Below are 17,278 nucleotides of genomic sequence, written 5' to 3' on the forward strand. Positions count from 1 at the left end.
GTCCCGAGCCGACCGCGGCTGCCCGGCCGCCCCGAACGGATTCCCTTCCTGCTGCTGCGGATCAGTCGTGGTCATCTGCGTACTCCATCAACTATCGGATCTTGTACACAACCCACCTGACACCCCCCCTTTCCCCTGGCACGACTCAGTTTTCGCCTTCGGCGGGGTGTTTCACCTGATCAAGCGACCATAAAAACAGTGCGAACGCGTGTTCGAGTGCGGGACAATTGAGGCATGACACCGCTACTGAACACCCACGACACGACTGTGCAGGCCATGCCCGCACAGTCAGCGGTGTCATGCACCGATGCTGAACTCGCGGCCCGTATCCAAGAGCTAGAAACCGAGATGCGGGTGCTGATGTGGGAACAGCTGCAATACATCGCCGAAGCCGACCACCGAGCCATCCACACCGAAACCACCGCCCGATCGCTCCAGGTCTGGCTGCAGGGACTGCTCAACATCGACCCGCGCGACGCGAAAACCCGCGTAACAGTCGCCCGCAATGTTGAAGACTGGCGGAGCCTGTACGGCGAGACGATGCCTCCCGACCTCCCCGACACCGCCGCCGCCCTGGCCGAGGGCGCGATCGGACTGGACCACGCGCGCGTCATCGTCAACGGCATCCGCCGTTTGCCCGACTACGCCCGCTGCCACCAGGCCACCGACGTCGAATCAACCCTTGCCGGGTATGCGCGGACAATGTCGCCGAGAGAACTGGAGAAACTCGCCGAACGCATCCGCTACCTCCTGGATCAGGACGGCGCCTACCGCGACGAGGAAGCCCAGCACGAAGAACGCGAGCTCCACTACGGCACCACCCGGGATGGCATGACCGTCATCAAGGCGAAGCTGGACCGCGAGACCGGGGCGAAGTTCGCCGCGCTCATGCAACCACTGGCCGCGCCCCGGCCCGAGATCGATGGAGAGAAAGATCCCCGCACTGCGGGGCAGCGCAACGCCGATGGGTTCGCGGCATTGCTGGATTTGGCGCTGGACCACGACGGGATGCCTCGTACCGGCGGGCAACGACCGCAGATGACCATCGCCATCGACTTCGACGACCTCAAGCGGGGCTTGGAGGTCATCGGCGAGGACGGCATGCCCGGCACGCTGAACACCGAACGCGCCATCACCGCCCACAACGCACGCCGTATCGCCTGCGACGCCGAAATCCTGCCCATCGTCCTCGACGGCGACAGCCTCCCACTGGACGTCGGCAGGACGAAACGCACCGCGCCCACTCACATTCGAGCCGCGTTGCTTCGGCGTGATGGCGTGTGCGCCTTCCCCGGGTGCGACCGCCCGCCAGGGACTCCGGAAGCGCACCACGTCGAGCACTGGGTCGACGGCGGTGCCACAGACCTCAACAACATGGTCATGCTCTGCGCACACCACCACCGCACACTCCACAACCAGCGCTGGGACATCACCATGCACGACGGGCGACCCGAATTCATCCCACCGCCCACAGTGGACCCCAGACGAACACCCAGACCAGGCGGCACAGCACTGCCCGCCCGGCACCGCGAACACCTCCGGGAACTCATCCCCCACCACGGGGCCCGGCGGGCGAATCATGACGCCCGGATATGGAGCTGCCCGTTTGTCGGAGTTATTCGGCCTGCGGCCGCTCCATGTGCAGCGCGGAACCAGGTGTCGGCTGGACGGGCCTGGGCCTCGGAAGTGCACGTGCCAAAAACGAGGAGACGCAGGTCACATTCGGCGATGTCACAGGGAGTCGAGTCACCTCGTCTCGGGAGGTGTAGCCACTGACGACCACGGAGGAGCACACCATGGACGCGCGACTGAACTACCTCGCCAGCACGACCGCCGCCAAGGCCAGCAAGTACATCATGTCGGCGGGCAAGGCTCTCAAGGAAGCTCCGCTGCCCGCCGCGACGAAGGAGCTGGTGGCGCTGCGCGTGAGCCAGATCAACGGCTGCGCCGCCTGCATCGACATGCACACGAAGGATGCCGCCGTTGCCGGTGAGACCTCGGTGCGGCTGAACCTGGTCGCGGCGTGGCGGGAGGCCACGGTCTTCACCGAGGCCGAGCGTGCCGCTCTGGAGCTGGCGGAGGAGGGCACCCGGGTCGCGGATGCGGCCACCGGCGTCAGCGACGACGTGTGGGCGCGCGCCGCCGAGCACTACGACGAGGAGCAGCTCACCGCCCTGGTGATCATGGTTTCCTTCATGAACATGGTGAACCGGCTGAACATCATCACCCAGCAACCGGCCGGCGACTACGTACCCGGGCAGTTCCACTGAACGTCAGCGTCAACGGGAGGAGAGTCGGCGTGAGCAAGGTCGAGGAGTTCGAAGAGCTGCGGCCGCTGCTGTTCTCGATCGCCTATCGGATTCTGAGCAGTGTCGGTGAGGCCGAGGACGCGGTGCAGGAGACGTGGCTGCGCTTCGACGGCTCCTCGACCCTGCCCACGTCGACCAAGGCCTTCCTGTCCACCACGGTGACGCGGATAGCGATCGACGTGCTGCGTTCCGCGCGGGTGCGGCGCGAGGAGTACGTCGGCCCGTGGTTTCCCGAGCCGTTGCTCAGCGATCCTTACCAGGATCCGGGCCGGGCGGCGGAGCTGGCCGACTCGGTGTCGATGGCGGCGCTGCTGCTGTTGGAGCGGCTCAGCCCGCTGGAGCGGGCGGTGTTCGTGCTCCGTGACGTGTTCGCCTTCGGGTTCGACGACATCGCTGCGGCGGTGGGGCGCTCGGAGCCGGCATGCCGGCAGCTGCTGGTGCGGGCGCGACGTCATATGGAGGCCGGGCGGCCACGGTTCGCAGCCGATCGGCAGGAGCGGCAGGAGTTGGCGACGCGGTTCTTCGACGCGTTGAAGGACGGCGATGTGGGCGCGCTGCAGAGCCTGCTTGCTGCCGACGTGCATTTGGTCGGGGACGGCGGCGGGAAGGCCCCGCAGCTGGCCCGGAGCGTCGTCGGCGCCGAGAACGTGGCCCGGGTGCTGGGCACCTTCTTCCCTTGGCTGATCCGGGTCGACGTGATGTTCGAGCCGCGCGAGGTCAACGGCCAGCCCGGCGCCATCTTCCGCGACCGGGACGGCAAGATCCTGTACACCATGGTCCTCGATGTGCTCGACGGGCAGATCCAGGCCATTCGGGGCGTGATCAATCCCGACGAGCTCGGCCACATCGGGCCGGTCGGCGACGCCTGGGCCGTCGACCGCGAGGTGAAGCAGGTCCGTCGGGGCCGGAAATGACGATGTCGCGGGACGCGCCGGTGCGCGGCCCGCGACATCGAGCTCCGTGCTATTTCTGGCCGTAGCCTGCGAACAGTTCCGCGCAGCGCGCGAGTTCCGCGTCGCTGAGCAGGCTCGGTTCGCCCGCTCGGCTCGCGGTCAGCCAGAGTTCGCACAGCCACTCCAGCTGCCGCGCCCGGTTGTAGGCCTGCGACAGGCTTGCCCCGATGGTGATCGTTCCGTGGTTCCGGAGGATGCACCCGGCGCGTCCTTCCAGCGCCTTGGACATCGTCTCCGCCAGCTGGTCGCTGCCGAAGGTGGCGTACTCCGCCACCTGCACGGTGCCGCCGAAGTCCGCGAGCTGGTAGTGCACCGCCGGCACGTCGTTGCGCAGCAACGACAACGCCGTCGCGTTCAGCGAATGCGTGTGCACCACTGCCCCGGCGTCGTGCCGCTGGTAGGCGGTGAGGTGCATCGGCAGTTCCGACGTCGGCTTGAGGTCGCCCTCCACCACCTCGCCGGTGAGGTCTACCAGCGGGATGTCTGCCACCGTCAACCTGTCGTAGTCGACGCCGGACGGTGTCACCGCCACCAGATCGCCGCTGCGGACCGACACGTTCCCGGACGTGCCGACCACCAGCCGGTCCGACGTCATCCGCCGGGCGATCTCGATGACCTCGCGCCGTTGCTCGGCCAATCGCGAACTGCTCACTTCATCCCTCGTTCAGCAGGTGGCGCCGGAAGATTCCGACGCCGACTCGTAGCCCTTGATCGCGGCGACCTTCTCCGCCGACGGCGAAGACTCGTCGAACCGGTGCTCCAGCCACTCCGACGCCAGCTTCCGGGCCAGCTCCAAGCCGACCACGCGCTGACCGAAGCACAGCACCTGGGCATTGTTGCTGAGCACCGACCGCTCCACCGAGTAGCTGTCGTGCGCGGTGACGGCCCGGATGCCCGGCACCTTGTTCGCGCTGATCGCCACGCCGAGGCCGGTGCCGCACACCAGCAGCGCCCGGTCCGCTTCGCCCTCGGCGACCAGCCGTGCCGCGTTGACCGCCACGTGCGGATACGCGGTGTGCTCGTCCGAGCCGACGCCCACGTCCACCACGCCGGCCACCCGGGGATCGTTCTCCAGGTCCTTCTTCAGCGCTTCCTTGTACTGCAGCCCCGCGTCGTCGGAGCCGACCACGATGCGCAGCGGCGCCTGCTCAGTCACTTCTCGCCATCCTTCCCGTTCCCGGCGAGCCCAGCACCGCCGGCGAGTACCGTCCCGATCCGGGTGAGCGCGAGCGCCAGCGACGTAGCGCCCGGGTCCGGGGTTCCTACGCTGCGCTCGGCCAGCGGCCTCGCGCGCCCGGTGCGGGGCCGAAGCTCCGCGGTGCTCTCGGCGGCCTTCGTCGCCGCCTTCGCGGCCTGCTGCCAGGCCTCGGTGCCGGTCGCACCCGCTTCGACGGCTGCGCGCAGCTCGTCCACGAACGGCACCAGCGCGTCGACCAGCGTCTTGTCGCCGAGCTCCGCCCGGCCCAGGCGCTGCACTGCCGCGAGAGCCGCCGAGGCGCCCGCGGTCAGGTCGTTGGCCATGGCCGCGCGGTGATCCGGCAGCAGGTCGCCGAACGACCGCAGCGCCGCGCCCCACAGCACGCCCGACGTGCCACCGGCCTTCGCCGCCCACGCGTCGCCCGCCGCGACCAGCACCGCGGCCGGGCCGACGCCCTGCGCCACGGCCTCGTCCGCGGCCGCTACCGCTGCCGCGCTGCCGCGCGTCATGCCGCGGCCGTGGTCGCCGTCGCCTGCGATCGCGTCGAGGCGGCCGAACTCTTCTTCCTTGTCGTGCAGCAGATCCGCCACCTCGTGCAGGGCCTTCACCACGACCGCCGCCGTCGCCTGGCCCTCCGGCGGAGCCACCACCGTCACCTTCTCCGGTGCCGCCGGCAGCTCTTCGTCCACATCGGACTCTTCTGCTTCGGCGAGGACGACGTTCCCCTTGCGGTAGGCGGGGGTGTCGGCCGGCGCCTGCCACAGCCGCTCCAGCTCCGGGTCCAGCCAGGTCAGGGTCAGCGAGCAACCGGCCATGTCCAGGCTGGTCACCAGCTCGCCCACCTCAGGCGCGACGACCTCCACGCCCGCCTCGGCCAGCAGCCGGGACACGGTGCCCCACACCACGAACAGTTCCTCGTACTTGGTGGCGCCGAGCCCGTTGAGGATCGCCGTCACCCGCGGCTTCGCCGCACCGGTCTTCGGTGCCTCCGCGAGCAGGCCGTCGACGAGGATCTTCGCCAGCTCCGACGCCGAAGGCAGGTCGCGCTCGGAAACGCCGGGCTCGCCGTGGATGCCGAGCCCGAGCCCCATCCGGCCCTCGGGCACCTCGAACAGCGGCTGGTCCTGGCCCGGCAGCGTGCAGCCGTCGAAGGCCACGCCGAGGCTGCGGGTGCGCGCGTTCGCGTGCTCGGCGACCCGCACCACCTCGTCGAAGGAGTAGCCCTCCTCGGCAGCCGCCGAGGCGACCTTGAACACCACGAAGTCGCCGACCACGCCGCGGCGCTTGGTCTGCTCCGCCGCCGGGGCGCTGGCCACGTCGTCGGTCACCACCACGTTGTGCGCGCGGATCCCGTCGCGTTCCAGGCGTTCCACCGCCAGCCCGAAGTTCATGTTGTCGCCGGCGTAGTTGCCGAACGAGAACACCACCCCGGCACCGCGGTCGACCGCTCGGCCCACCGAGTAGGCGTCGTCGGCCGACGGCGAGGTGAAGATGTTGCCGATGACCGAGCCGTCGGCGAAGCCCGGGCCGACCACCCCGCAGAACGCCGGGTAGTGCCCGGAGCCGCCGCCGGTGACCACGGCGACCTTGCCCTGCCGCGCGCGTTTCGCCCGCACCACACCGCCCGGCACCTGCCGGACGTAATCGGGGTGCGCCGCCACGAAACCGGTCACCATGTCCTCGGTGAACGACGCGGGATCGTCGTACAAGCGCGTCATCTGCTGCTCCTCAGCGCCATGTCTTGCAGGTCAGGAGGTCGCGCCCCACAGCGGGCGGGCGCGGTCGATCGATTCCAGGTACTCGCGGTAGCCGCGCTCGTAGAACTGCACGGCGTTCGGGTGCGGCACCACGGTGCGCCGCGCCGCGGCCCACTTGGCCCGGTCCACCGGCTCGCCCAGCGAGTCCCACGCGGTCATCGCCGCGCCGCGCGCGCCGACACCTTCCTCGTAGGGCACGTGCAACGGCCGGCCCAGCACGTCGGCGAAGATCTGGCTCCACGCCGCCGATCGCGCGCCGCCACCGCACGCCGAGACCTCGCCGGTCAGGCCCGCGGTCTCCAGGTTGTGCCGCGCCGCGTAGGCCACCGCCTCGCACATCGCGCGCACCAGGTCGGACTGCGTGGTTTCCAGCGACAGCCCGGTGAACTGGCCGCGGGCGTGCGGCTCGACGAACGGGGCGCGTTCGCCGGAGCTGGACAGGAACGACAGCGCCGACACGCCGCCGGCACCGGGTTTGCTGTTGCCCAGCAACGTTTCCAGCTGGTCCACGCCGGCGCCGACCATGCTCAGCACCCAGTCCAGGTTGGCGGTGCCGACCATCGCGGGCATCACCCGCAGGTACCGGTCCGGCAGCGGCGTCGCCAGCCACATGCCCGCGACCTCGCCGTCCGGGTCGATGACGACCTCGTCGCGCAGCACCTGGCAGCCCAGCGTCGTGCCGATCACCAGGCTGCCGTCGCCGACGTTGCTGACGCCGGAGCCGAACGCGCAGGCGGGCAGGTCGAACGGGCCCGCCGACACCGGCAGCCCGGCGGGCAGCCCCAGGTCCTTGGCGCTCTTGCCGTCCAGCGCGAACAGCTTGTTCGGCGGGGCCGGTTCGGCCAGCAGCCGCCGGTGCTCCTCGATGCCGCAGGCCTGCAGCGCTTCCTGCGAGTAGCTGCGGTTCGGCACGTCCAGGAACGGCAACGACGCGTCGGAGGCGTCCACCGTGATCTCGCCGGTGAAGCGCTGCACGATCGCGTCCACGCAGTAGCCGGCGACCGCGGCGCGCTCCAGCCGCTCCGGGGCGTGTTCGGCCAGGTGCGCCAGCAGCGGACCGGCCGAGCCGGGGAACATTCCCGACCCGGTCAGCCCGTACACCTTCCGCTGCACGCCGGAGGATTCCCAGCGGTCCAGCACGTCCGCGGCGCGGGCATCCAGCCACGAGATGGCCGGGCCGACCTGCTGCCCCTGATGATCGCGCAGCCACAGCCCGTCGCCCTGGCCGGTGATGGCCAGCGCCTCGATCGGCTCGCCGACCTGCTCGGCCGCGGCGGCCACCTCGCGCACCACCTGGACGACCGAGCCGATGACCTCTTCGAGGTCCTGCTCGACCCGGCCGCCGGACTGCCGGTGCAGCGTGCTGCGCTTGCTGTGCGTGACCAGCGCCGTGCCGTCGCGGTTGAGCAGCGACGCCTTGGTCACCGACGTGCCGACGTCGACCCCGACGATCATGGCCGCAGGCCTTCGAACTTGGCCAGCACGTCCGGGTTGGCGACGAAGCGCGGCCGCTCTCCGCCCAGGAAGCTGGCCACCTCGCCGGCGACGATCTCGGCGGCGCGGTGCGCGGTCTGGCGGGTCGCCCCGGCCAGGTGCGGCGTGGTGATGACGTTCGGCGCGTCGAACAGCGGCCAGTCGCGCGGCGGCGGTTCGATGTCGTAGACGTCCACCGCCAGGGCGCCGAGGCGGCCGGACTTCAGCAGCTCCGGCAGCGGCTCGTAGTCGAGCAGCCCGCCGCGCGCGGAGTTGATCAGCACCGCGCCTTCCGGCAGCAGCTTGAGGTTGTCGGCGTTGAGCAGGTTCTTGGTCTCCGGGGTGAGCCGCGCGTGCAGGCTGACCACGGAGCTGCGCCGCAGCAGCGCCTCCAGCTCGACGAGCTCGACGCCGTCGTTGGCTGCGTCCTCGACCTTGACGAACGGGTCGGACACCAGCACGTGCGCGCCGAAGGCCTTCAGCACCCGGGCCACGATCTTGCCGATCGCGCCGTAGCCGACGAGGCCGACGGTGGAGCCTTCCAGCTCGATGCCGGCGTTCTCGTAGGCGTAGTAGTCACCGCGCCAGTTGCCCGCCTTGAGCTCGGCGTCGGAGCCGGGGATGCGGCGCAGCGCGGCGAGGGTCAGGCCGACCGCGAACTCGGCGGCCGCGGCGGCGTTGCGGCCGGGCGCGTAGCTGACGATCACGCCGTTGTCGGTGGCGGCCTGCAGGTCCACGTTCACCGGGCCGCCGCGGCAGACGCCGACGAACTTCAGCTGCGGGCTGTTGGCCAGCACGTCCGCGGTGAACGGCGCCATCTGGGTGGCGACGATCTCCACGCCGCCGAGCGCGTCGAGCAGCTGCTGCTCGGTGCCGCTGGCCTCGTGGACGTTGCCGACCGGGCCGAACGGCTCGATGGGCCACGGCAGCTTCAGGGTGCTGAACTGCAGGTCGTGCGCGCCGGCGCTGTTGCGCAGGGCGTCGACGAACACCTCGGGAGCGACGAAGTGGTCACCTGCGGCCAGAACGCTGGTCATGAGGACTCCTTTGTCTCTTGCTTTCGGTGAGCTCGGCTGCCGCGGTCGTCAGCTGCCGACCGGTTCGGGCAGTGCGCTCACCAGGCGCGCCCGGACGTCGTCCAGGTCGGTGGCGATGTAGCTGGCCCCGGCCAGGGCGTCTTCGGCCGGCGGGTAGTCGGAGTTGGGAATGGCCACCACAGTCATCCCCGCTGCGGCCGCGGCGCGCAACCCGTTGCTGGAGTCCTCGACCGCCAGGCAGTGTCGCGAGTCCTGGCCGAGCTTCTCCGCGGCGGAGAGGTACACGTCGGGGCTGGGCTTGCCCTTGGGCACCTCGGCGCTGGAGACCGTCGCCGTGAAGTGCTTGATCAGGCCGTGGCGGTCCAGGACCGCGTCGATGAGCCGGCGCGGCGCGGACGAGGCGAGCGCGATCGGGGCGCGTGCGGCGACCTCGGTGACCATCTTCTCGGCGCCGGTCAGCAGCTCGATCTCACCGCCGTCGAGCGCGGCGATCATGTCGTCGACGACGATGCGCTCGGTCTCCACCGCGGACTCGGGGGCCGCGCTGAAGTCGGCCAGGAAGGCCGACCACTCGGGGGCGCTCATGCCCTGGACCTGCCGGGTCTGCTCCACCGTCCAGGTCTTGCCGCGAGCGGCGGCGAACTTCGCCCACATCCGCTCCCACAGGTGCTCGCTCTCGACCAGGACGCCGTCCATGTCGAACACGACCGCGCGGTGGGTGCCGTTCGGCCCTTCGGGCTGGGTCATCTTTACCTCCCGCCAAACACTGACACCGTCAAATTAACATGATTGACGTTAAGTGTCACCCTCAGAGTGATACTTCTGCGAGTCCGCGATGTCCGGCGACACGTTCTCCGCACCACGGGGCAAGATGGCCGCATGTCGTCCGCACCGAAGAAGCAGTCCGCCCGGCTCCTGCGGCAGCAGAAGATCATCGACCACGTGGTCGGGCAGGGGTTCGCCAGCGCCGCGGAGCTGTCCGAGCTGACCGGCGTCAGCCTGATGACGGTGCACCGCGACCTCGACGACCTGGTCACCCGGGGCCTGCTGCGCAAGTACCACGGCGGCGTCTCCGCCCAGCCGTCCACGGTGTTCGAGAGCAGCTCGGACTTCCGGCTGCACACCCACACCGTCGAGAAGGAAGCGCTGGCCAAGGACGCGCTGCAGTTCATCACGCCCGGCATGTCGGTGATGCTGGACGACTCGACCACCGCGCTCGCGCTGGCCAGGCTGCTGCCCGAGGTCGGCCCGCTGACCGTGGTCAGCAACTACCGCCAGGTCCAGGAGGCGCTGCGCGACGTGCCGGACATCCGGCTGATCGGTCTGGGCGGCGAGTACTCCCGCACCCACGACTCCTACCTGGGCCTGCCCTGCCAGGAGATGATCAGCACCTTCTCCGTGGACATCGTGTTCCTGTCCACCTCGGCGATGAACGCGCGGCTGACCTACCACCAGGAGCAGGAGATCGTGCTGGTCAAGCGGGCGATGCTGGCCAGCGCGACGACCAAGGTGCTGATGATGGACGCCAGCAAGGTGGCCCGCTCGGCGCTGCACCAGTTCGCGCCGGTGCGCGCCTTCGACCACGTGCTGCTGGCGGGCGAACTGGACGCGGCGCTGGTCGAGGAGATGCGCGAGGAGACCGACGTCCGGCTGTCGCCGGTGGAATGAGCGGACCAGCGACGCTGTTGATCTTCACAAAGATTGCAAATGAATTAACGTCTTGCGCGTTAAACTGAACAAGGTGCATGATAGCCAGCACCCGTTGACCGGGGGCGCGTCCTAGCCGCGCACCACCGGGAAGTTCCGATCCTTGGAGACAGTGATGTCCCAACAGACCTCTGCGGATGCCGAGTCGTTGCGGCCGGCCAGCAGACTCGACCGCATCGGTATCCCCAGGCAGCTCTTCTGGGGCTTCATCGCCGTGCTGATCTTCATGATCGGCGACGGCGTGGAGACCACCTTCCTGTCGGACTACCTGCAGCAACCCGAGGGCGGCGGACTGCCCGGCGCTACCGCGGCGTTCGCCACGGTCACCCTCTACGGCGTCGCGGCCATGATCGCCGCGTGGTTCTCCGGGACGCTCTCCTCCATCTGGGGCCCGCGCCGGGTCATGTGGCTCGGTGGCGCCTGGTGGGTCGTGTTCGAGGCCCTGTTCCTGTTCGTGGCGCTGCCCTCGCAGAACCCGACGTTCATCGTCGCCACCTACGGCATCCGCGGCTTCGCCTACCCGCTGTTCGCGTTCGCGTTCCTGGTGTGGGCGCAGATCGCCAGCCCCACCAAGATGCGCGGTTCAGTCGCCGGGTGGTTCTGGTTCGCCTTCACCGGTGGTCTGCCGACCCTGGGCGCGGCGGTCGCCGCGGTCTCCATCGGTGTGTTCGGTCTGAGCCAGCACGGCACGCTGGTGCTGTCGCTGGTGGTGGTCCTGATCGGTGTGCTCATCGGTAGCTTCGCGGTCCGCGAGGAGCACGGTCTCAAGCCGATCGCCGACGAGACGGTCGCCAACCCGCGCAGCCTCAAGCGGCTGGGCGAGGGCGTGGACATCCTCTGGCGCGACCGCCGCACCCTGGCCGGTGGCCTGATCCGCATCGTCAACACCGCGCCGCAGTACGGCTTCTTCGCGATGTTCCCGTTCGTGCTCGGCCCGGCCACGCCGGGCGGTGGCTTCCTCACCGCTCCGCAGCTGGCCACGCTCGCGTCGATCAGCTACGGCGCGAACATCGCCGCGAACCTGTTCTTCGGCGTGTTCGGCGACCGCTTCGGCTGGCGCCGCACGATCACCTGGTTCGGCTGCGTGGGCTGCGCCATCGCGACCCCGTTGTGGTACTTCACCGCCGTGTCCACCCAGAGCTTCGCGGTGACCGCCACCTTCGGCGTCGTCTACGGCATCCTGCTGGCCGGGTTCGTCCCGCTGTCGGCGCTGATGCCGTCGATGGTCTCGCCCAAGGACAAGGGTTCGGCCCTGGCGATCCTGAACTTCGGCGCCGGTGGCGCGGCGTTCGTCGGCCCGGTCGTGGTCACGATCCTGTTCCCGCTGGTCGGCGGCGGCGGGGTGGCCATCGCGTTCAGCGTGCTCTACATCCTGGTGGCGTTCCTGAGCCTGAAGGTCAAGGACGGCTGCGACCCCGGTGAGCAGAAGCTGGCGCAGCGAGCTGCGCAGCACGTCGCGACGGCCCGGTCCTCCGCGTAAGGTCCGCCGTCGTCGTGAGCCCGCGTCCCGAGGACGCGGGCTCACGTGCATTCGGCCGTCGTCGCCGAGCGCGACCAGGTGACGACCGCCCGGTGTGAACGCGAACGGTCCGGCGATCCGGCCGGGGAGGACGGTCGTGGTGGTGCCGAGCACCGCGATCCGGCCTTCGGCGTCGCGGGCCGCGACGATCGGGATGTCTCCGTCCAGCACGGCGAGCGCGGGATCGGACGTGGCGGCGGCGTCGATCGAGGCGACCGGCGACCATCCCGCGTGTTCGCCGAGCACGACCAGCCGCCCGGTCGCGACCTCTCGGAACGCCGCGAACGACTGGCGGCCTCGCGCGACGGCAACGGATCCGGCCGCGCGGTGCGCTTCCGGCGGCGCGACGAGCCGGCCGCCGGAGCCGTCGAGCCGCCAGTGCAGCAGCCCGGCTCGCGCGGTGGCGAAGACGTGCACCTCCCCGGTTCCGGTCAGCAGCACCGAAACGGTGTCGACGACGCCGGTGCCGCCGAGGTCGGTCCAGGCCGGCTGATCGGCGAACCGCGTGCTCACGCCGCCGCGCGCGTTGCGGACCGCGACCAGCGTCCTGCCCTCCGGTGTCGTGACGGCCGCCGGTGGCCCGGCCGACGGGGCGCCGAGGTCCAGCCAGCGGTTCGTCCCGTTGCGGAGCAGGATCTTGCCAGTGCGGTCCTGGATCACGAGCGTGCCCGGATCAGCGAACCCCACCGACCCCTCGCGCGGCACGAACCCCGAAGTGTCCACAGCGGACTCCCCTGATTCGTTGCCTTCGAAGAGAATTCCACCTCGGACGTAGGCGTACGAGAGCCCGCCGTCCCGGCCGGTCGTGGCCCAGTTCGCGCTCCAGGGCCAGCGATGCCGCATGCTTCGCAGCCACGTCGCATAGGGCTCCGCCATGCTCACCTCGGCGTCGTGCTCCGCGTAGCGCGCGAAGATCGCGCGCTTGTCGTCGACGATCTCCACGGGCAGGTTCGGCGGCGCATCCGCGATGTTGTAGTCGCGGTAGTGGACCAGGTGCGCCGAACCGGCGGATCGCATCGCTAGCTCGGCGAATCGCGCGGTCATCACGTGATCCGGGTGATCGTGGTGGACTCCCCATTGCGGCTGATATCGGACGTCCGGCTCGGGGTCGTGAGTCCGCACGATCCCGGGACCGAACCGCCGGTGGAGCCGGGCCAGCGCATCGAGCACCGAGGCGCGGTCGTGGACGCTGGTTCCCGCCAGCACCGAACCCTCCGGCCGCAGCGTCTCTACCCCGGCCGTCGAGTCGTGCCAGAGCCGGGTCAGCGCGTGCTTTCCTCCCGTGGCGTGCGGATCGTTGTCGTCGGGCAGGTTCAGGAACACCAGCCGCACCCGAGGCCGATCGCGCAAGGTCTGCACCTCGGCCTGACGGCCGCCGGGCAGCGCCAGCCCGGCATGGTCCCAGGTGTCGGGAACTCCGGCCATCGCCGCGAACGCCGCCCGAGCCCCGGCCTGCCGCTGCGCGGCGTACCGCGCGGCGGGCCGCACGTCGCTCTCCCCCGCCGTCAGGAACACCGTCGTCACGGTCGCGCCGGAGCGGATCGAGATGGCCAGGTCCGGGTTCATGAACAGGATGTCGTCGTCGGGGTGCGCCACGACCTGCAGGTGGGAACGCGCCTGCGCGGCAGCGGCGGGATCGACGAGCAGGGCGATCAGCAGCACCGCGATCGCGACGGCAAGTCCTCTCATCGCGGTTGCCTCCTCGCGCTCAGCGGGACGACGGTCAGCACCATCGCGAGCAGCGCTCCCGCGCACGCCAGCAGGAGGTGCAGGGCGAATCCGGGTGGACTCCAGGACAGCGCGAGCGTGCCGCCGGGCAGGCCGGGCGGCAGGCGCACGACGAGCAAACCCGCTTCGGTGCCCTCGACCGGCACGCGTCGTCCGTCCACTGTGGCCTCATACCCGGGCCAAGCCAAGCGCGCGAAGACCAGCTCCGCCCGGTCACCGGTGCGACCGAACCGCACGGTCTCGCTGCGCTGCCCGTGCCGCAGGTCGTCGAGGACCTCCACGCCGCGGCTGGCGCTCAACCGCCCGCGCGGCCAAGGCAGGGCCGATTCTCGTTCCAGCACAACGACATCGCTGTTCCGCCGGGCGATCCGCCAGCCCGCCGGCGCTTCGGTCACCTCGCGGAGGCGGCGCTGCACCACGACGTGGGTCGCCTTGAGCCGGTCGGCCAGCCCGCCCCACAACCGGTCGTAGGCCTGCGGGCAGGTGGCCCCGTAGTAGCTCAGGCAGAGCCGGCGGTGCAGCGCGTCGTGGCCGATTCCGGTGTAGGACACAAGGCTCGCGACCCCGGCAGCCGCGTGCATGTTGCCGAACAGCAGGTGCCGCCACGCGCTCCGGGAAGCGACGTCGTCGGGCGGGATCAGGTCTCGGTCGGCGATCTGCACCAGCGTGCCGCCGCGGAATTCCGCGGAGCGTGACCGGAGTTCGGCGACGGAGGTCGGGAAGTTGTAGACGGCGACATCCCGGTTGGCCGGGAACCAGGCCATTTGCAGCGCAAGCGCGCAGACCGTGCCGAGGTGCAGCACCGCGGCGACCAACCGCTTGCGGTGCACCAAGACGGCGAGCAGCAGGACGATCACGCCCAGCGACACGAGGTGCTTCGGTGCCAGCGCGGGCCACGCCGCGAACGCGAGATAGCCGCCCAGCAGGACAGATCCCGCGGAACACGCCATCCGCACCTTGAAGTGGTCGGTGCGCAAACCCCGCGACAGCGCCACGGCGAGCAACACCGCCAACGCCAGGTGCAGCACCGCAACGTGCCGCAGCGGCCACCGGAACAGCCACACGTTGGACGGCCCCAGGCACAGCAGGAAGTAGCAGCCCGCCACCACCACCGCGCACCGGCAGCGGCGCCACAGCGCTCCGGCGGACCGCCAGTCCAGCCAGGCCAGCAGCGGGACGGCGAACCACGCGAAGTAGGTGGCGGGTACCGACATCCGGAAGGTGCCGAAGGACAGGATCTGCGGCACGAACGAGGGCATGCTCGCGGTCAGCAGATCACCGATGCCCGGCACCAGCCGGCCGATGTTGAACAGCTCGTGCCCGGATCGCCACCCCACCGCCGATGCCGCCAGCACCGGGAAGAACACCAGCGGCAGGCTCGCGGCGACCGCCACCCCCACCAGCACCAACCGCCGGACGCGCGGCCGGTCGCAGCCGGTTTCGGCCAGCAGCCCGGCGAAGATCACGCCCAGCGCCAGCACACCGTAGGGATCACCGGCGGAGACGCACAGGTAGCACAGCAGCCACGCCCCGAAAGCAGGCCTCCGCCGCCGCAACGCCCACCACGCCCACGGCAGCCACGCGAAGCCCATGAGCCCGCCCGCCCAGGTCGCGGCCTGGAAGTACAGCACGAACCCGGACACCGGCAGCGCCACCGCGAGCACCGACGCGATCCCGCGCGTCGCCCCGTAACCGCGGCAGAGCAGGAACGTTCCGACGCCGAGCGTGACGAGGAACTGCGTCTTCACCACCGCCGCGCCGACCGCGAGATCGCCGATCCACACCACCAGCAGGAAATCCAGCAGGTGCACCGGATTCCAGATCCCGAACAGCGCCTCGGCGGCCAGGTTCCCGCCCATCCACGAATCGACGTCCAGCCCCAGCGGCCAGTCCCCGGCGATCAGCCGCTCGCCCAGCCGGTGCCACATCGGGAGGAACTGCGCCGCGCTGTCGTCCCAGAAGTAGAACGACGGGTTCACCAGCACCGGGACCTGGCCCAGCACCGCGACGGCCGCCCCGACACCGACCGCGCCCCGCCAGTCGACGCGCCGTTCGCGGCGACGCGGTCGGCCGGTGAGCGCCGCCCTGCTCAGCAGGAACGTCACGGGCACCACGACCAGGCCCGCCGCGACCGGGGCGAACCTCGAATCGACGCCGAACACCCCCACCAAAACCACGACGACGGCCGTGCTCAACCCGATCACGGTCAGGTTGGACAGCGGGAACAGCAGCAGGCTCCGCCGGTTCGGCACCACCCCGAAGGTGAACCGGCAGTTGAGCAGGTACGAGCACAGCGTCGCCACCGCCGTCGCGACCAGGTGCGCCACCAGGTACGGAACCAGCAGCAACAACGCCAGGTAGGCGGTGCAGTGCACGGCCGTGTTCACGCCGCCGACGAGCGCGAACCGCGCGAACTCCGATCTGCTTGCCACGCGCCACATCACTCCCCCTGCAACGCCAGATCGGCGGCCGGGCGCAACCGGTGCGCACGCGCCTGCGGGTGGAATTCCGGGCTCGACTCCTTGACGAGGTAGTGCGGCCGCCGCTTGGCCTCGAAGTAGCTCTTGCCCAGGTACTCCCCGAGCACCCCGAGGAACAGCAGCTGCAACCCGCCCAACCCCAGCACACCGGCGAGCAACGTCGCGTAACCGGGCACGTGCACACCGTCCACAATGGTGTTCACCACGACGAAGAGCACGTAACCGCCGGCCAGCAGCGCCACCAGCACGCCCAGGTAGATCGACAGCCGAAGCGGCCTGCTGTTGAACGAGGTCAGCCCGTCGATGCCGTAGTTCACCAGCGCGCCGAAGGTCCACCTCGAACCGCCACCGCCCCGCGGCACGTTCCGGAACGACACGTACGCCGTGTCGAAACCGATCCAGGCGAACAACCCCTTGGAGAACCGGTGGTACTCCGGCAACGACAACACCGCGTCCACGGCCCGCCGCGACAGCACCCGGAAATCCCCAACGCCGTCCTGCAATCGCACGTCCACGAGCCGTCGGCACGCCCAGTAGTACATCTTGGACAGTGCCGACCGGACGCGGCTCTCGCCGTCGCGGCCGCGGCGGGCGACGACCTGGTCGTAGCCGGAGTCCAGCAGCGCCAGCATCCGCCGCAGCAGCCTCGGCGGATGCTGCAGATCGGCGTCCAGCAGCGCCACCCGGCCGCCCCGCGCATGCCGCAAACCGCACAGCATCGCCGCTTCCTTCCCGAAGTTGCGGCTCAGCGACACGTAGCGGAAGCGCGGGTTCAGCGCCGCCAGCCGGCGCGCTTCGCGCAGCGTCCGGTCGGTGCTGCCGTCGTCGACCAGGATCACCTCGTAATCCCGGACGCGCCCGGACAGCGCCGCGACCAGCGCGTCGTGCAACCGTTGCAGGCCGTGCTCCTCGTTGAAGCACGGCACCACCATCGAGAGGTACATGGCAGGTCTCATCCCAGGTCGATCGACTCCCGCAGGAACCGGGAAGCCGCTGTGGGCCAAACGAATCGGCGCCGACCGTAGGGTCCGGGGCGCGCGGCACCCCCTCCCGACACACCGGCGAATAATCCGCCCGGGGCGGCTTTTCGCCACATGGCCACCCGATCGCGCAATCA

Annotated in this window: 14 protein-coding genes and 1 pseudogene; 6 read left to right on the forward strand and 9 right to left on the reverse strand. The window is 70.2% G+C overall.

The genetic code is table 11. The annotated features are described in order from the left end of the window. The first annotated feature begins 234 nt into the window (after positions 1-234). The 3 genes from E1288_RS37010 to E1288_RS37020 are packed head-to-tail and all read left to right on the forward strand — an operon-like array spanning position 235 to position 3,223. Positions 235-1,776, forward strand: a complete 1,542-nt coding sequence (locus tag E1288_RS37010; RefSeq protein ID WP_235884074.1) for an HNH endonuclease signature motif containing protein — start codon at positions 235-237, stop codon at positions 1,774-1,776. 20 nt (positions 1,777-1,796) lie between these two features. Further along, a complete protein-coding gene (locus E1288_RS37015) occupies positions 1,797-2,270 on the forward strand; it encodes a carboxymuconolactone decarboxylase family protein (RefSeq protein WP_132493349.1) in 474 nt (157 codons plus the stop codon). A 29-nt stretch (positions 2,271-2,299) separates the two neighbouring features. Next, on the forward strand, positions 2,300-3,223 hold the full coding sequence (locus E1288_RS37020; RefSeq protein WP_132493350.1) for an RNA polymerase sigma-70 factor: 924 nt from the start codon (positions 2,300-2,302) through the stop codon (positions 3,221-3,223). Between the two features lie 49 nt (positions 3,224-3,272). Here the strand turns inward: E1288_RS37020 and E1288_RS37025 are convergent, their stop codons facing one another. Genes E1288_RS37025 through E1288_RS37050 form a run of 6 tightly spaced genes read right to left on the reverse strand, consistent with a single transcriptional unit; the run spans position 3,273 to position 9,474 of the window. Then, positions 3,273-3,914: a class II aldolase/adducin family protein gene (locus E1288_RS37025; RefSeq protein ID WP_132493351.1), complete on the reverse strand. Its 642-nt coding sequence runs from the start codon at positions 3,912-3,914 to the stop codon at positions 3,273-3,275. A 12-nt stretch (positions 3,915-3,926) separates the two neighbouring features. Next, positions 3,927-4,418: a ribose-5-phosphate isomerase gene (locus E1288_RS37030; protein ID WP_132493352.1), complete on the reverse strand. Its 492-nt coding sequence runs from the start codon at positions 4,416-4,418 to the stop codon at positions 3,927-3,929. Continuing rightward, positions 4,415-6,178: a dihydroxyacetone kinase family protein gene (locus E1288_RS37035; protein WP_132493353.1), complete on the reverse strand. Its 1,764-nt coding sequence runs from the start codon at positions 6,176-6,178 to the stop codon at positions 4,415-4,417. The genes E1288_RS37030 and E1288_RS37035 overlap by 4 nt, the downstream gene beginning before the upstream one ends. 30 nt (positions 6,179-6,208) lie before the next feature. Next, a complete protein-coding gene (locus tag E1288_RS37040) occupies positions 6,209-7,672 on the reverse strand; it encodes an FGGY-family carbohydrate kinase (RefSeq protein WP_132493354.1) in 1,464 nt (487 codons plus the stop codon). Next, positions 7,669-8,727: a 2-hydroxyacid dehydrogenase gene (locus E1288_RS37045; RefSeq protein WP_132493355.1), complete on the reverse strand. Its 1,059-nt coding sequence runs from the start codon at positions 8,725-8,727 to the stop codon at positions 7,669-7,671. The genes E1288_RS37040 and E1288_RS37045 overlap by 4 nt, the downstream gene beginning before the upstream one ends. A gap of 48 nt (positions 8,728-8,775) precedes the next feature. Next, entirely contained in the window at positions 8,776-9,474 is a 699-nt protein-coding gene (locus E1288_RS37050; protein WP_132493356.1) for an HAD family hydrolase, read from the reverse strand. 132 nt (positions 9,475-9,606) lie between these two features. Between E1288_RS37050 and E1288_RS37055 the strand changes: the two genes are divergently transcribed. The 3 genes from E1288_RS37055 (at position 9,607) to E1288_RS37065 (ending at position 12,691) form a co-directional block, all read left to right on the forward strand. Then, positions 9,607-10,395, forward strand: a complete 789-nt coding sequence (locus E1288_RS37055) for a DeoR/GlpR family DNA-binding transcription regulator (RefSeq protein ID WP_093277007.1) — start codon at positions 9,607-9,609, stop codon at positions 10,393-10,395. A 154-nt stretch (positions 10,396-10,549) separates the two neighbouring features. Further along, a complete protein-coding gene (locus E1288_RS37060) occupies positions 10,550-11,914 on the forward strand; it encodes an MFS transporter (RefSeq protein ID WP_165968458.1) in 1,365 nt (454 codons plus the stop codon). 45 nt (positions 11,915-11,959) lie between these two features. Next, entirely contained in the window at positions 11,960-12,691 is a 732-nt protein-coding gene (locus tag E1288_RS37065; protein WP_132493357.1) for a hypothetical protein, read from the forward strand. A gap of 291 nt (positions 12,692-12,982) precedes the next feature. Here E1288_RS37065 and E1288_RS50575 read toward each other — a convergent pair. The 3 genes and pseudogenes from E1288_RS50575 to E1288_RS37080 form a co-directional block, all read right to left on the reverse strand. Beyond that, positions 12,983-13,642, reverse strand: a pseudogene (locus E1288_RS50575) (PIG-L family deacetylase); the annotation flags it as partial. After that, complete coding sequence (locus E1288_RS37075; RefSeq protein WP_132493358.1) at positions 13,639-16,122, reverse strand: GtrA family protein; 2,484 nt, start codon at positions 16,120-16,122, stop codon at positions 13,639-13,641. The pseudogene E1288_RS50575 and the gene E1288_RS37075, both read right to left, overlap by 4 nt. Continuing rightward, the gene (locus E1288_RS37080; RefSeq protein ID WP_132493359.1) at positions 16,122-17,105 is read right to left on the reverse strand and encodes a glycosyltransferase family 2 protein; all 984 of its coding nucleotides are present in this window, start codon (positions 17,103-17,105) and stop codon (positions 16,122-16,124) included. The genes E1288_RS37075 and E1288_RS37080 overlap by 1 nt, the downstream gene beginning before the upstream one ends. Between the last annotated feature and the right edge of the window lie 173 nt (positions 17,106-17,278).

It is taken from the genome of Saccharopolyspora elongata (assembly GCF_004348985.1).
GTDB lineage: Bacteria > Actinomycetota > Actinomycetes > Mycobacteriales > Pseudonocardiaceae > Saccharopolyspora > Saccharopolyspora elongata.

Excerpts from the sequence above, each read along its gene's own strand:
- E1288_RS37010 (WP_235884074.1), top strand. The coding sequence starts at position 235 with ATGACACCGCTACTGAACACCCACGACACGACTGTGCAGGCCATGCCC.
- E1288_RS37015 (WP_132493349.1), top strand. The coding sequence starts at position 1,797 with ATGGACGCGCGACTGAACTACCTCGCCAGCACGACCGCCGCCAAGGCC.
- E1288_RS37035 (WP_132493353.1), bottom strand. The coding sequence starts at position 6,178 with ATGACGCGCTTGTACGACGATCCCGCGTCGTTCACCGAGGACATGGTG.
- E1288_RS37040 (WP_132493354.1), bottom strand. The coding sequence starts at position 7,672 with ATGATCGTCGGGGTCGACGTCGGCACGTCGGTGACCAAGGCGTCGCTG.
- E1288_RS37045 (WP_132493355.1), bottom strand. The coding sequence starts at position 8,727 with ATGACCAGCGTTCTGGCCGCAGGTGACCACTTCGTCGCTCCCGAGGTG.
- E1288_RS37050 (WP_132493356.1), bottom strand. The coding sequence starts at position 9,474 with ATGACCCAGCCCGAAGGGCCGAACGGCACCCACCGCGCGGTCGTGTTC.
- E1288_RS37055 (WP_093277007.1), top strand. The coding sequence starts at position 9,607 with ATGTCGTCCGCACCGAAGAAGCAGTCCGCCCGGCTCCTGCGGCAGCAG.
- E1288_RS37060 (WP_165968458.1), top strand. The coding sequence starts at position 10,550 with ATGTCCCAACAGACCTCTGCGGATGCCGAGTCGTTGCGGCCGGCCAGC.
- E1288_RS37075 (WP_132493358.1), bottom strand. The coding sequence starts at position 16,122 with ATGTGGCGCGTGGCAAGCAGATCGGAGTTCGCGCGGTTCGCGCTCGTC.
- E1288_RS37080 (WP_132493359.1), bottom strand. The coding sequence starts at position 17,105 with ATGTACCTCTCGATGGTGGTGCCGTGCTTCAACGAGGAGCACGGCCTG.